Genomic DNA, 14,334 nt, shown 5'->3' on the forward strand with positions numbered 1-14,334 from the left:
CAAGGAGAAGTGACTATGGCTGTTAAGGTTGCGATCAACGGCTTCGGGCGTATCGGCCGGCTTGTGCTGCGGGCAATGGTCGAGAGCGGGCGGACCGATCTGGAGCCGGTGCTGATCAACGACCTCGGCAGCGTCGAGGCGAATGCGCATATGTTCCGCTACGATAGCGTGCATGGCCGCTTCCCCGGCACGGTCGCGGTGGACGGTGACACCATCACCATTAAGCTCAACGGCCGCACCTATGGCCCGATCCGCGTCTCCGCCGAGCGCGACCCGTCCAAGGTGCCGCTTCAGGGCGTCGATGTCGCGCTGGAATGCACGGGTCTTTTCACCAGCAAGGAGTCGGCCTCGCGGCTGCTCGAAGCCGGTGCCCGGAAGGTCATCGTCTCGGCGCCGGCCGATAGCGTCGATGCCACCATCGTCTACGGCGTCAATGAAAAGACGCTGACGAAGGAGATGACCGTCATCTCCAACGCCTCCTGCACCACCAACTGCCTGGCCCCGATGGCCAAGGTGCTGCACGAGAAGTTCCACATCCTGCGCGGCTACATGCTCACCATCCATTCCTATACCGGCGACCAGAAGACGGTGGACACGCTGCACAAGGATCTGCATCGCGCCCGCGCTGCCGCTCTGTCATCGATTCCGACCTCGACCGGTGCCGCGCGCGCCGTCGGTCTGGTTCTGCCGGAGTTGAAGGGCAAGCTGGACGGCACCGCCATCCGCGTGCCGACGCCGAACGTGTCGTTGGTGTCGCTGGACGTGAACCTGCGCACCCATGCAACCAAAGACGAGATCAACGCCGCGATGAAGGAAGCCTCCCTCGGCGCGTTGAAGGGCATCCTCGACTACAACACCGAGCCGCTGGTCAGCTCCGACTTCAACCACACCGCGGCGTCCTGCACCTTCGATGCCCCGCAGACCTCCGTGGTCGATGGCGAGCTCGCCCGCGTCATGGGCTGGTACGACAATGAGTGGGGCTTCTCGAACCGCATGGGCGACACCGCCGCGCTCTTCGGCTCGCTGTAAGCCCGCTATCGGCGGATAACGCTGCGCTCATCCGCCCTACATGCGATGTCGTAGGGCGGATGAGCGCAGCGTTATCCGCCATCAGACAGATTCAAAAAAAGACTCGGGAAACGCGTCATGACCTTTAAAACGCTCGACCACGCCGACGTCCGGGGGAAGCGCGTGCTGGTGCGCGCCGACCTCAACGTGCCGATGCGGGATGGCCACATCACCGACCTCACGCGCGTCGAGCGTGTGGTGCCGACGATTAAGGAAATCGCGGAGAAGGGCGGCCGCGTCATCGTCCTCTCCCATTTCGAGCGTCCGAAGGGCAAGCGCGTGCCCGAACTTTCCCTCAAGCCCCTGGCCGAAGCGATCTCGGAAGTGCTGCGCCAGCCGGTCGCTTTCGCCGATGACTGCATCGGCCCCGCAGCCGAGGCGGCCGTCGCCGCCCTACAGGACGGGGACGTGCTGTTGCTGGAGAATACGCGCTTCCAGCCCGGTGAAGAGGCGAACGACCCCGCGATGGCGAAGGCTCTGGCCACCCTGGGTGATCTCTATGTCAACGACGCCTTTTCGGCGGCCCACCGCGCCCATGCCAGCACCGAAGGCGTCGCCCATCATCTGCCGTCCTATGCGGGGCGGCTGATGCAGGCGGAACTGGAAGCGCTGGAAAGCGCCCTCGCCAAGCCCGAGCGGCCGGTGATGGCGATCGTCGGCGGCTCCAAGGTTTCTACCAAGCTCGATCTTCTCGGCAATCTTCTCGGCCGCGTCGATGTGCTCGTCATTGTCGGCGCCATGGCCAATACCTTCCTCGCCGCGAAGGGGCTGCCGGTCGGCCGCTCCCTTCAGGAGAAGGACCTGCACGACACGGCCAGGGAAATCATGGAGCGCGCGAAGAGCACCGCCTGCGAGATCGTGCTGCCGGTGGACGGTACCATCGCGCAGGAGTTCAAGGCCCATGCCGCGACGCAGGATCTGCCGGTCGAGGCCGAGTATGACGGCATGTCCCTCGATGTCGGGCCGAAGACGGCGCAGCTCATCATCGACCGCTTGAAGGATGTGAAGACGCTGGTCTGGAACGGGCCGCTCGGCGCCTTCGAGACGCCGCCCTTCGACGCCTCCACCATGCTCGTCGCGAAGGCTGTGGCTGATCTCACCATTGATGGATCACTGCGCAGCGTGGCCGGCGGCGGTGATACGGTTTCGGCGCTTCGCCAGGCGGGCGTCATCGAAGACCTCACCTATGTCTCCTCGGCCGGCGGCGCGTTCCTGGAATGGCTCGAAGGCAAAACCCTCCCCGGCGTGAAGGCACTCGGCTGATGAATTACGTGATCCCTCCGGCCGCCGTCGCGGCCGTGCCTGTGCGCGGTGGCGGTCTGTTCCCCGTGCGACGCATCTTCTGCGTCGGCCGCAATTACGAGGCCCATGCGCGCGAAATGGGGCATGACCCATCGCGGGAACCGCCCTTTTTCTTCACCAAACCGGCCGACACCATTCTGACGGGGGGCGCCGATATGCCTTACCCGTCCGCCACCGAGGAGCTGCATCACGAGGTCGAACTCGTGGTCGCCATCGGCACCGGCGGCCAGGACATCACCGAGGCTGAGGCGCGCACGCACATCTGGGGTTATGCCGCTGGCCTGGACATGACGCGGCGCGATCTCCAGGCCGTGGCCAAGAAGGCCGCGCGGCCGTGGGACATGGCGAAGGGGTTCGACCATTCCGCCCCGATCGGCGACATCGTGCCGGCCAAGGAACTGGGCAAGCTCACCGACGGGCACATCATCCTCACGGTCAATGGCGAGACCCGGCAGGACGGCGATATCGCCGACATGATCTGGACCGTTCCCGAGATCATCGCCTCCCTGTCGCGCCTGGTGCGGCTGGAGCCCGGTGACCTCATCTTCACCGGCACGCCTGAGGGCGTGGCCGAAGCGAAGCGCGGGGATATGCTTGAAGCGATGATCTCCGGCCTGCCGCCGCTGCGGGTGAGGATCGGCGACTAGCCCGCTTCATGACGACCCCGTTTCGTATCGTCACCTGGAACATCAACTCGGTCCGGCTTCGCCAGGTCCTGCTGCGCGATGTCGTGACCGCGCTGGACCCCGACGTGATCTGCTTGCAGGAAACCAAATGCCCGGACGAGCTTTTCCCGCTCGAACTTCCGGCCGTGCTGGGGTTCGAGCATGTCCTGTTCCGGGGCATGAAGGGCTATAACGGCGTCGCCACCTTCTCCAAGCGCCCGATCCTGCGGCATGAGACGACGCAGGACTGGTGCGGCAAGCAGGATTGCCGCCATCTGGCGGTGGAGGTCGATGCGCCCGGCGGCCCGCTCGTTATCCACAACTTCTATGTCCCGGCCGGCGGCGATATCCCCGACCCCGCCGTCAATCCGAAATTCGCCCATAAGCTCGACTTCGTGGCGGCGGCGCGCGATCACTTCGCGCTCACACCGAACCTGAAACGGGCCGTCCTCGTCGGCGACCTCAATATCGCGCCGCTTGAACATGATGTCTGGAGCCACAAGCAGCTTCTGAAGATCGTGTCCCATACGCCAGTCGAAACCGCGCTCCATACCCAGTGGCAGAACACCTGCTTCACCGACGGGCTGCGCCATTTCGTGCCGCCGGAAGAGAAGCTCTATACGTGGTGGTCCTATCGCGCCCGCGACTGGGAGACGGCGGACAAGGGCCGTCGTCTTGACCACGTCTGGGTCACGCATGATCTCAAGGGCGCGCTCGCGCGGCATACCATCTTCAAGGAAGCGCGCGGCTGGACCCAGGCGTCCGACCATGTGCCCGTTTGTGTGGAGTTGAACCTATGACGCGCATTTCCTTGGTGACCGGTGCGGGCAGCGGTGTCGGCCGCGCCGCCGCACTCGCTCTTTTGGGCGCAGGCGACACGGTCTATCTGACCGGCCGACGCATTGAGGCTCTGGAGGAAACCGCCGCCGAAGCGACATCGGGCGAGGCTGTTGTTCATGGCGCCGATGTCACCGATCCCGCGAGTGTCGCGGCGCTGTTTGCCGCCATCCAGTCCCGCCACGGACGGCTGGACGTTCTGTTCAACAACGCGGGCGCCGCCGCGCCGTCGACGAATTTCGGCGATCTGACCTGGGAGCAGTGGCGATCCATGCTCGCCGTCAATCTCGACGGCATGTTCCTCTGCGCCAGCGCCGCCTTCCGCATGATGCGCGATCAGACGCCGCAGGGCGGTCGGATCATCAACAACGGCTCCATTTCTGCGCATGCCCCACGGCCGGGGTCCGCGCCCTATACCTCCAGCAAGCATGCCGTCACCGGTCTCACCAAGTCGATCTCCCTGGATGGCCGCGCTTACGGCATCGCCTGCGGGCAAATCGATATCGGCAATGCCGCCACGCCGATGACGATGCGCATGGCGGGCGGGGTGCCCCAGGCCGATGGCCGTATGGCGCCCGAGCCGCGCATGGACGTGGCCGATGTCGGCCGCAGCGTCTTGTTCATGGCCGGGATGCCGCCGGACGCCAACGTCCAGTTCATCACGGTCATGGCGACCGCCATGCCCTTCATCGGGCGGGGCTGAACGACCCTAACGCGTTCACGATCTCGGCCAGCGGCTCATCCCACCGCGCCGGCGCGACCTGGCGGAAGAGACGCAGGGACGGGTACCAAGGCGAGTCTGGCCGCTGGCGAAACCAACGCCAATCGGCGGCATAGGGCAACAGCACCCACGCGTGCCGACCCATCGCGCCCGCCAGGTGCGCGACGGAGGTATCCACCGTCACGATCAGGTCCAGCGCCGCAATCGCGGCCACAGTATCCTCGTAATCGGCGATCTCCGGCGCCGCGTCGATCAGCCGGCCCGACCCGGCAAAGGCTGCGGCCTCGGCCGCCATCTCGCCCTTCTGCAAGCTGACCAGCGTCACACCGGGCACCGCTGCGAGCGGCGCCAAAGTCGTCAGGCGGATCGAGCGGTTGCGGTCGTTACGGTGGGTCGGGCGACCGGCCCAGACGATGCCGATGCCCAGATCACCTGCCCGCGCCGCCAAATCCAACCGGGTGCGCCACAAGGCTGCACGGTCCGTATCGGGCGCGATGCGCAAGACCGGCGGGATGGTATCCGGTCGCGTGCCATGCAGGCGAGGGAGCCCTGAGAGCGGGCAATAGGCGGCGAAGGCCGGGCACTCGCTCCAGTTCATGACGATCGGCAGATCAGGGAACAGCCGCCGCATGAGCGGTGCCATTTCGGTGCTGGTCGCGAGGACGGTCGGCTGTCCTTTGGAGAGCACCCAGGGGATATAGCGGCAGAATTGGATGACATCCCCGAAGCCCTGGTCGCCGATCAGCAGCAGGGTGCCCTGCCCCAGAGTGCCGCCGCCCCATTGCTGAATGCCCTGCTGCAAAACTGCCGGCATGAGCGGCGGGACACCGGGCAGCCGGAAGCGCCATTCATACTCCTCCCAGCCTTCGGCATAATCGCCCCGCGCAAGCTGCGCCTCGGCGACAGCGAAATGCGCGCCGGCCATGTCCGGCCGCAGGCTAATCGCCCGCCGCGCACAGGTAAGCGCTGCCTCGACCTCACCCCGTTCCTGATGGATGACGGCCTGATTGTGCAGGATGGTGGGGTCGCTGGGCTGCAGGGCGACGGCCCGCCGTGCGGCGGCCAGGGCATCGTCCAACCGGCCGACGACGCGATACATTTCACTGATATTGCGCAGGTAGAGGGCGTTGCTGGGCTCGCGGATGATGGCTTGCTCGACGAGTTCCACCGCCTGCACGCGGCGATCACGCCGAAACGCCACGATCCCGGCCAGATGCAGGACGCGGGGTTCCTGTGGCAAGGCACGCAGCAGATGGGCGGTCAGCGGCTCCGCCTCATCGAGCCGACCAGCCTCCTCCGCCCGCGTGGCGATTGCGAGCATGAGGCTAGCCGGCATCGGCACCATGGCGGGCTGCGGCGCGGGGGACACGGCTGGCTGCACGTCGTCAGGAGGGAGCATGGTTTCGACTGGCCAGTCCTGATGGTGGATGCGCTGCGCTTTTCCACCCTACACCGCAACGTCGTAGGGTGGAAAAGCGCAGCGCATCCACCAAACTGCGTCTTACCGCACGCGGGCCTGCACTTTCTTGGCGTTCTCGGGCTTGGGCGCCTGCGTATCCCGCCGCAGGCGATGCTCGCCCAACAGCAGCAAGATCGGCGCCGCGATGAAGATCGAGGACGACGTGCCGACGACGATGCCGAACAGCATGACGATGGCGAAGCCGGAAATGGATGAGCCGCCGAAAATCGCCAGCGGCAAGGCCGCCAGGAAGACCGTCATCGACGTGCCCAGCGTCCGGTTCAGTGTTTCGTTGATCGACTGGTCGATCAATTGCCGCAACGGCATGGTTTTATATTTGCGCAGGTTTTCCCGCATCCGGTCATACACCACGACCTTGTCGTTCGTGGAGTAGCCGAGAATGGTCAGGATCGCCGCAACCATGACCAGGTCGAACTGAATGCGCGTGATGACCAGGAAGCCGATGGTCTTGGTCACGTCGAGGATCAGCGTGACCACGGCACCGACCGCGAACTGCCATTCGAAGCGGAACCAAATGTAGATCAGGATCATCAGCAGGCTGAGGCCCAGGGCGAGCAACCCTTGCCGAAACAGCTCGGCCGAGACGGAGGCGCCGACGGCGCTGGTGCTCAGCACGGTATTACCGGGGGCGACCTGATCCAGCGCCGCATGCACCCGCGCCACCGCCTGATCGGTCGCGGCGGCATTGGCGCGGCTTTCCAAGCGGATCATCAGCTGGTTATGGCCGCCGACACTCTGGAGACCGGCGTCGGGCAGGGCATGAGCCGTCAGTGCTGCCCGTAGCTTGGCGAAATCGGGCGGTTGCGGCGTGCGTGCTTCCATGACCACGCCGCCCTTGAAGTCGATCCCCAGGCGCAGGCCCGGATAGAAGAACAGCCCAAGGGAGGCAAGGGATAGCACCGCCGAAACGATCAGTCCGGCGAAGCGGCCGTTCATGAAGCGGATGGTGGTGCCATCTGGCACCATGCGGAACAGCGGTTTGTAGAAGAAGCGCATCGGGCCTGTCCTAAACCGGAAGGGCGGCAGGCCGCCGCGCGATATACCACCGCGAGGTCAGCAGGCGCGCCAGCACGGTGGCGGTGAAGAGCGTCGTGATGATACCGACCGTGATGGTCACGGCGAAGCCGCGCACCGGGCCGGAGCCGAAGATGAACAGCATGACGTGGGCCAGCAGCGCCGTCACGTTGCTGTCGATGATGGTGCCGTAAGCGCGCTTGTAGCCCGCTTCCAACGCCGCCAGCGGGGTGCGGCCGTTGCGGACCTCTTCCCGCACGCGCTCGTTGATCAGGATATTCGCGTCCACCGCCATGCCGAGGGTCAGCAGGATGCCCGCCATGCCCGGCAGCGTCAGTGTCGCGCCGATCAGCGACAGGATACCCATCATCATGATCAGGTTGGCGATCAGGGCGATGTTCGCGAACCAGCCAAACAGCCCGTAAAAGGCCGCCATGAAGAAGATGACCAAGACGAAGCCGACGGCCAGGGAATAGGCGCCGGCGCGGATGGAATCGGCGCCCAATTCCGGCCCGACGCTCTGTTCCTCGATCACCGTCAGTGGCGCCGGCAAGGCGCCGGCGCGCAGCAGCAAAGCAAGATCGGTCGCCGCTTGCGCATTCGCGCTGCCGCTGATCTGCGCCCGGCCGCCGGTGATGGCTTCGCGGATCACGGGGTCGCTGATGACTTCGTTATCGAGCACGATGGCGAAGGGATGGCCGACATTGGCGCTGGTGACATCAGAGAATTGCCGCGCGCCGAGACTGTCGAATTCGATATTGACGACCCAGCCGCCATTCTGCGGGTCCTGGCCGGCCTGAGCATTGGTCAGATTGGCGCCGTCCACCATCACGGATTGCTGGATCGCGACCTTCTTGGCGGGATTTTCCTGAAGGGGCAGGAAGGCATCGCCGATCGGCACCGGCCCGCCCGCATTGGCGTCCACCGACTCATCGACCAGGTGGAAGGTCATATGGGCGGTCTCGCCCAGCAGCGTCTTTATGCGCTGCGGGTCCGAAATGCCTGGAAGCTGAACCATGATGCGGTCCTGGCCCTGGCGCGCGATCTGCGGATCGACGATGCCGGTGCTGTCGATACGGCGACGCACGATCTCGATCGACTGGGTGACGGCGGCGCTGGCCCGCGCGGCCAAAGCCGGCTGCGACAGCGTCAGGATCAGATTGGTGCCGTCTCCGCTCGCGTCGAAATCGGGCAGCGTCGCGGGGCCGTTCGACGGGGTCAGCAGGTCACTCAGAGCCGAGATCGCGGCGGCCCGCTGGCCGGGGTCGAGCAATTGGACCAGAACCCGGTTGCCGGCCTGATCCGCAGACAGGCGCGTATAGCCGATATTGGTCCGCCGGAAATCCTGCCGCACCTGATCGACGGTGCTGCCCAGCTTCTCCTTCGCGACCGCCGCCATATCGACTTGCATGAGCAGATAGCTGCCGCCACGCAGATCGAGGCCGAGGTGGATCTGACGCCACGGCATCCAGGCGTTCGGTGCGGGCCAGAAATTGGGAAGGCACAACAGCGCACCGAGCAGGCAGGCCCCGAGTATCGCGGCAGCCTTGAGGCGGCTGAAATAGAGCATGGTGGCGGACGGCCTCGTGTGTTGGCAGTTTGGCGCGGAGGTATGGCGGCCACCACGAGGCGTGGCAAGTGGCGGTGGTCTTTACATCCGTTCATCAATGACGACCGCGTGTTGACGGGCCGCCCCCACCTGCTAACCCTGCCGCCGCACGTCGCACACACAACCCTGGCAGAAGCCGCATGGACATCGTCAAGCTTGGAATAGCCGGAGTCGGCCATTTCGGGCGCTTTCACGCCTTGAAGGCCGCCGCCTCGCCCCGGGCGCAGCTCGTCGGCGTCTATGATCTCGACCCTGAGCGGGCCCGCACGGTGGGGTGGGAGGCCGGCGCCGCGCCGATGCCGCTGGAAGAGCTGATCGCGGCGTCGGACGCCATCGTAGTGGCCACCCCGGCGGAGGCGCATCATGACGTGGCCATGGCCGCGATGCGGGCCGGCCGCCACGTGCTGATCGAAAAGCCGATCGCCTCTACACTCGCCGAGGCGGATGCCCTGGCGGCGATGGCACTCGACCAGGATCTGGTCCTGCAAGTCGGTCATCTGGAGCGGTTTTCGGCCGCCCATGGCGCCGTCACCGCCCGAATGGGCAAGCCGCTCTATATCGAGGCGGTGCGCGTGGCGCCGTTCAAGCTGCGCGGCACGGATGTGTCGGTCATTCTCGACCTCATGATCCATGACCTCGACCTGGTGCTGGCCTTGGTCGATGCGCCGATCGAAAGCGTGGACGCAGTGGGCGCCATCGTATCGAGCGCGCATGAGGATATTGCCAATGCCCGCGTGCGCTTCACCAATGGCTGCGTGGCCACCATCACGGCCAGCCGGATATCGCTCAAGACCGAGCGGCGTATGCGCATCTTCGCTCAAAGTGGTTATTTGGCCGTCGACTTTGCCAACCGGAAGCTGACCGCCATCACGCGCGGCGACAGCGGTGGCATGCCGCTGCCGGGTATGCCGGAGTTCCGGCTTGAGGAGATCTCCTGGCAGGATCATGACGCCTTGGCCGCCGAGCACGCGGCTTTCTTCGCCTCGATCCTGGATGGCGCGCCTGTGCTGGTCGATGCGCCGGCCGGCCGCCGCGCGCTGGATGCGGCGCTCGCCGTGGGCGCATCGATGGAACGCTCACACGCTTTGGTGCGGGCGTCCGGCCTTCTCAGCGAGCAAATTGAGAACGGCGGCGGCAGCCGCGTCTGACGGCAGGCCCGACGCCGGCCGCAGACTGTCCATCACCGCCGCGAAGGCCGACCTCTGCGCGGCGGCGGCATCCGGTCGCTCGATGAGCTGAGACACTTCCATTGCCAGCCGCTCCGGCGTGCAGGTCCACTGAATGAGTTCGGGCACAACCTCCCGCCCCGCCAGCAGATTGACCATGGCGGCATATCGGACGCGGACCACGCGCTTGACGATCGCCGCCGTGATCGGATTGACCTTATAGGCCACCACCATCGGCAGGCCGGCGAGGGCCAGTTCCAGCGTCGATGTGCCCGATTTCGTCAAGGCTACCGTGGCGGCGGCGAAGGCATCATGCTTGCCCGCGACATCCGTCACCAGGATCGGCTTGCGCGGCCAACCGCTGGCGGCCTCCGTCACCCGCGCCGCGACCGAGGCCGCGACAGGCATGATCGGCACGATCGTCGGGAAGCGCGCCTCCAAAAGCCGCAAGGCCTCCGCGAAGATCGGCAGCAGGCGCGCAATTTCGGTGACGCGGCTTCCCGGCATCAGGATCACCGGCAGGCTGTCGGGCGCGAGATCATGCATGGCGCGAAACCGCGCGGCATCGCCGGTATCGGCGCCCGATTCGAGCACCGGATGACCAACGAACTCCGCGGCCAGCCCGTGCCCCGCGTAAAAGGCAACCTCGAATGGCAGCAGGCACAGCAGCCGGTCCCATAGGCCGGGGTATTTGCGCACCCGCTTCTCTCGCCAGGCCCAGGCCTGTGGCGCCACGTAATGCGCGCGCGGCAAGCCCAGCGGCGCAATCCGGCGGAGCAGGCGCAGCGCGAAGCCGGGGCTATCGATCGTCACAACCACATCCGGGCGGCGGGCGGTAATATCCGCCACCGTCTCGGCCATGCGGCGCTGCAGCTTCGGGATGCGCGGCAGCACTTCGGCGAGGCCCATGAGGGCGAGGTCGTGCATCGGGAACAGGCTGTCGAGCCCCTCCTCCGCCATGCGCGCACCGCCGATGCCGGCGAAGGTCAGCCCCGCCTGCTGGCGTCGCATTGCGCGCATGAGCCGGGCGCCGAGGACGTCTCCGCTCGCTTCGCCGGCGACGATATAGATGAGGGCATCGGTCATACCAGCGGCTTTTCCATGAAGAGGCTAAGCGGATCCGGGCTGTAGCCCCCGAAAGGACCTCGCTGGACATAGCCGGCGCTTTCATACAACCGCAGCGCTTCGGGCTGTCGAATGCCCGTTTCCAACCGGATCACGGTCAGCCCGAGGCTGACGGCCTGAGCCTCGATAGCGGCGAGTAATCGACGGCCGATCTTGAAGCCGCGCGTCGCGGGATCAACAAAGAGGCTCTTCAATTCGCCTGTTCCGTCTTGATTGGTCACGAGTGCAGCGCATCCGACGGCGACGGTCCTACGACGGGCGACCACGAACCAAACCTCAGACTTAGCAAGCGCTTCCACACCCAGATGATGGTTGCTCTCAGCGGGATAGAGCGAGTCGGAATAGGCCCATGCCTGCTCCAGAAGAGGACGCATATCTGGCTGGCCCGGAGCCTCCCGCGCGATCGTGACGATATCGGTCGGGCTCTTCAGCCAGAAGGCGAGCCGGTGGGGCGTCTCCTCCGTGTCCCCCACATCCGTCCAGCGCATTTCGCAACTGAGTTCCGGATGCGGCGTGTAACCGCGTTTGCGCCAGAACGCGTCGAGCGGCATGGCGCCGGCCGGGCGTGCGGGATGATCGGCCGGCCGTTGCACGGCGCAGAAGGTGGTGATGTCGCAGGTCGAGACCCGGCGGACATGGGCCTCTCGCTCCTCGAAGAAACGGACACCGATGCCGGTGCCACGATACCGCGCCAGCAGGATCGACTCGCCGAAATAGAAGATGCGGTCGATGTCCCAGCCATTGGCCCGGAACGGAGCCTGCACATTGGCGGTTTCATCCGCCATCGGCAGGCAAGTCGAGGCACCGACAACCGTGTCCCCATCCAATGCGAGCACAACGCCCGCGTGGGTGCTGTCGACATAGGTCTGGAGGTAGGTTTCCTCGTGGCGTACGTCGCCGTCATAGAGGTAGGGCCAGTCGCGGAACACCGTGATGCGCAGCCGCGCGATCGCGGGAATATAGGGGCGCAGCGCAGCGCCCGAGACGGTCATGATGAGCATGGGGAGTGTCTAAGGCACATGCGTTGATGGCGGAATACGCTCCGCTTTTCAGCCCTACGCGTGTGAGCGTGTGGTAGGGCGGATGAGCGCAGCGTATTCCGCCGAGCCCCGCTACCCCGGCAGCCACTGCACTTGATCGAGCCGGTCGGCGCCGGAGGCGATCATCGCCAGACGATCGAACCCCAGGGCGATCCCGGCGGCGGGCGGCATGCCGTGTTCCATCGCCGCCAGGAAATCCTCGTCCAACGGCCAATCCGCAGCGCCATACAACGCATGCCGCCGGGCCCGATCGGCCATGAAGCGCGCCCGCTGCTCGGTCGCGTCCGTCAGTTCCACGAAGGCATTGGCGAGTTCCATGCCACAGACAAACAGCTCGAACCGCTCCGCCACGCGCGCGTCTGTGGGGTCGCGCTGCGCCAGCGCAGCCTGGGCCGCCGGCCAATGCGTCAGAAACGTCGGATGCGCCTGACCGAGCTTGGGTTCGATGCGGCCGAGCAGGAGGCGAAAGAACAGATCCTCCCAATCCTCGCCGTCCCGCAATCTTTCCGCCGCCGCCGCCGCCAAAGCCGGCGCATCCTCGGCGGTCGCCAAGACATCGGCGCCGACGTCGCGTGCGAAGGCTTCGGAAACCGTGAGCCGATCGATCTCCGCGAGTGACGTGGTGACCCCCTGGCTCGTCACCACCGGCGGCAAAACGGCGCGCAGAAAAGCAACAACTTCGCCGATGAGGTCGTCCATCGACGCACCCGGCCGATACCATTCCAGCATGGTGAACTCGGTCGCATGGCGTGCGCTGCCTTCGCGGTTACGCCAGACGCGGGCGATCTGGAAGATCGGCCCTGCCCCGGCTACCAGCAGGCGCTTCATCGCGAATTCCGGACTGGTATGGAGCCAGAGCGGCATCCGGCTGTCATCGGCGCCGATGCGCTCGGTCGCGAAGGCGGAAAGATGGACCTCCTCGCCCGGGGCCGTCACGGCATAGGGCGTCTCGACCTCGGTATAGCCACGCGCGGCGAAGAAGGCGCGGGTGGCGGCCAGCAGCAAGGCGCGCCGCCGCAGGAAGGGCAAGCGGTCGGCAAGACTATCGGGATGCCAAATGGGCTGGGGCGTCATCTTCAGGCGGTTAGCGCAAATTCCGATCAGGTGGAAACACCTGATCGGAAGATGAACACTCTCAGAGAAAGATCAGTGACCGAGATACTGGCCGAAGAAGGCGCCGATTTCCGTAAAGGCTTCGGCGGTTTCCGGCACAGTATCGTCGAACTGATACTGGGCGTGGGATTCGCCTTCGAAGACTTCGAGGATGGCCGGCACGCCCGACCGCAGCAGCTTGCGATGCACGCGCACCGTGTTGCTCAACAGCAAATCGCGCGTCCCGGTCGTCAAGATCGTCGGCGGGAAGCCATGCATATCGCCATAGACGGGAGAGAGCAGAGGATCGCTCAGATCATGGCCATGCGCATAGATGACGGTTGCCGCATCGCAAAATCCGTTCCGCGACACGAGAACGTTATCGACCTTCTCATTGGTGTAGAAGCTGTCGCCAGTTTTGGTCACGTCCGACATCGGGGTGCCCGGCGCGATCGCTCCCGGCACAGAGAGACCGTCCTGTCGAGCGCGCAAGACCATTTCCAGCGTCAGCGCGCCACCGGCCGAGGTGCCGAAGAAGGCCACGTTCTTCGCCGGTGTCGTCTTCAGAACCTCCTTGTAGACAGAGACGGCGTCGTCAACGGCCGCCGGGAAATAGGCTTCGGGCGGCATGCGGTAATCGACCGAGATCACCTTGTAATGGGCGAAACCGGCCATCATGATTCCTTCCGTGGCGCCCGACTCCCCCGGAAACAGAACATAGCAGCCGCCATGGACATGGATGAGAACCTTGTCCTTGTTCTCAGGCGGAATGCTGTCCGGTGTCAGGACATAGACATGGACGCCACCCATCGTTGTCGAGGTCATCGCAACATGCAGCCGGGACAGCATGCCGGGGATGCCCGGCACCACACCGGCGGCCTGCTTGTCGGCGAAGGCGCGGGCTTCCGCACCGGTCTTCCACTGATCGTTCCAAGCGGGGTTCAGCGGTCGGGCAATGAAGGCCTGCATCGCGGGGCTGATATCGGCATAGGGCACCGGCAAGGTCTGCGCCGGCACCGACTCTGGCGCCAATGGCGGATTGGGCGGGGTGGGTGCTTGCGCGAAGGCGGCAAGGGGGGCCATCGCAAGCGCAGCGACGGCAAAAGCAGCGAGCCCTTTGGGCTTCATGGCGTTATCCTCCATTCTTGCGTGAGGCTCTTGATAGGCCGGCTTCACGGATGATAGCGCTAACATAGCCGTTGGGGTGGCGCAACC

Annotated in this window: 13 protein-coding genes; 6 read left to right on the plus strand and 7 right to left on the minus strand. The window is 65.4% G+C overall.

The window, feature by feature from the left end:
* The first annotated feature begins 15 nt into the window (after window positions 1-15).
* From gap to QP803_RS15545, 5 genes are all read left to right on the plus strand, one after another.
* Window positions 16-1,029, plus strand: a complete 1,014-nt coding sequence (gene gap, locus QP803_RS15525; protein ID WP_284944381.1) for a type I glyceraldehyde-3-phosphate dehydrogenase — start codon at window positions 16-18, stop codon at window positions 1,027-1,029.
* 117 nt (window positions 1,030-1,146) lie between these two features.
* Window positions 1,147-2,331, plus strand: coding sequence for a phosphoglycerate kinase (locus QP803_RS15530; protein ID WP_284944382.1), 1,185 nt, complete (start codon window positions 1,147-1,149; stop codon window positions 2,329-2,331).
* Window positions 2,331-3,017: a fumarylacetoacetate hydrolase family protein gene (locus tag QP803_RS15535; protein ID WP_284944383.1), complete on the plus strand. Its 687-nt coding sequence runs from the start codon at window positions 2,331-2,333 to the stop codon at window positions 3,015-3,017. The genes QP803_RS15530 and QP803_RS15535 overlap by 1 nt, the downstream gene beginning before the upstream one ends.
* A gap of 8 nt (window positions 3,018-3,025) precedes the next feature.
* Window positions 3,026-3,835: an exodeoxyribonuclease III gene (locus QP803_RS15540; RefSeq protein ID WP_284944384.1), complete on the plus strand. Its 810-nt coding sequence runs from the start codon at window positions 3,026-3,028 to the stop codon at window positions 3,833-3,835.
* The gene (locus QP803_RS15545) at window positions 3,832-4,575 is read left to right on the plus strand and encodes an SDR family oxidoreductase (protein ID WP_284944385.1); all 744 of its coding nucleotides are present in this window, start codon (window positions 3,832-3,834) and stop codon (window positions 4,573-4,575) included. The genes QP803_RS15540 and QP803_RS15545 overlap by 4 nt, the downstream gene beginning before the upstream one ends.
* Here the strand turns inward: QP803_RS15545 and QP803_RS15550 are convergent.
* From QP803_RS15550 to secD, 3 genes are all read right to left on the minus strand, one after another.
* On the minus strand, window positions 4,559-5,992 hold the full coding sequence (locus QP803_RS15550) for a tetratricopeptide repeat protein (RefSeq protein WP_284944386.1): 1,434 nt from the start codon (window positions 5,990-5,992) through the stop codon (window positions 4,559-4,561). The genes QP803_RS15545 and QP803_RS15550 overlap by 17 nt on opposite strands.
* A 102-nt stretch (window positions 5,993-6,094) precedes the next feature.
* The gene (gene secF / locus QP803_RS15555) at window positions 6,095-7,069 is read right to left on the minus strand and encodes a protein translocase subunit SecF (RefSeq protein ID WP_284944387.1); all 975 of its coding nucleotides are present in this window, start codon (window positions 7,067-7,069) and stop codon (window positions 6,095-6,097) included.
* Between the two features lie 10 nt (window positions 7,070-7,079).
* On the minus strand, window positions 7,080-8,657 hold the full coding sequence (gene secD, locus QP803_RS15560) for a protein translocase subunit SecD (RefSeq protein ID WP_284944388.1): 1,578 nt from the start codon (window positions 8,655-8,657) through the stop codon (window positions 7,080-7,082).
* 179 nt (window positions 8,658-8,836) lie between these two features.
* Between secD and QP803_RS15565 the strand changes: the two genes are divergently transcribed.
* The gene (locus QP803_RS15565) at window positions 8,837-9,844 is read left to right on the plus strand and encodes a Gfo/Idh/MocA family oxidoreductase (RefSeq protein WP_284944389.1); all 1,008 of its coding nucleotides are present in this window, start codon (window positions 8,837-8,839) and stop codon (window positions 9,842-9,844) included.
* Here the strand turns inward: QP803_RS15565 and lpxB are convergent.
* The 4 genes from lpxB to QP803_RS15590 all read right to left on the minus strand — a co-directional run bounded on the left by lpxB (window position 9,773) and on the right by QP803_RS15590 (window position 14,247).
* Window positions 9,773-10,948, minus strand: a complete 1,176-nt coding sequence (gene lpxB / locus QP803_RS15570; protein ID WP_284944390.1) for a lipid-A-disaccharide synthase — start codon at window positions 10,946-10,948, stop codon at window positions 9,773-9,775. The two genes, QP803_RS15565 and lpxB, sit on opposite strands and share 72 nt — an antisense overlap.
* Entirely contained in the window at window positions 10,945-11,988 is a 1,044-nt protein-coding gene (locus QP803_RS24050) for a GNAT family N-acetyltransferase (protein ID WP_350356033.1), read from the minus strand. Before QP803_RS24050 ends, lpxB begins: the two co-directional genes overlap by 4 nt.
* Before the next feature lie 111 nt (window positions 11,989-12,099).
* The gene (gene epmA / locus QP803_RS15585) at window positions 12,100-13,101 is read right to left on the minus strand and encodes an EF-P lysine aminoacylase EpmA (protein WP_284944391.1); all 1,002 of its coding nucleotides are present in this window, start codon (window positions 13,099-13,101) and stop codon (window positions 12,100-12,102) included.
* 72 nt (window positions 13,102-13,173) lie between these two features.
* A complete protein-coding gene (locus QP803_RS15590) occupies window positions 13,174-14,247 on the minus strand; it encodes an alpha/beta hydrolase fold domain-containing protein (protein WP_284944392.1) in 1,074 nt (357 codons plus the stop codon).
* Between the last annotated feature and the right edge of the window lie 87 nt (window positions 14,248-14,334).

Source organism: Acidisoma sp. PAMC 29798 (assembly GCF_030252425.1).
Lineage (GTDB): Bacteria > Pseudomonadota > Alphaproteobacteria > Acetobacterales > Acetobacteraceae > Acidisoma > Acidisoma cladoniae.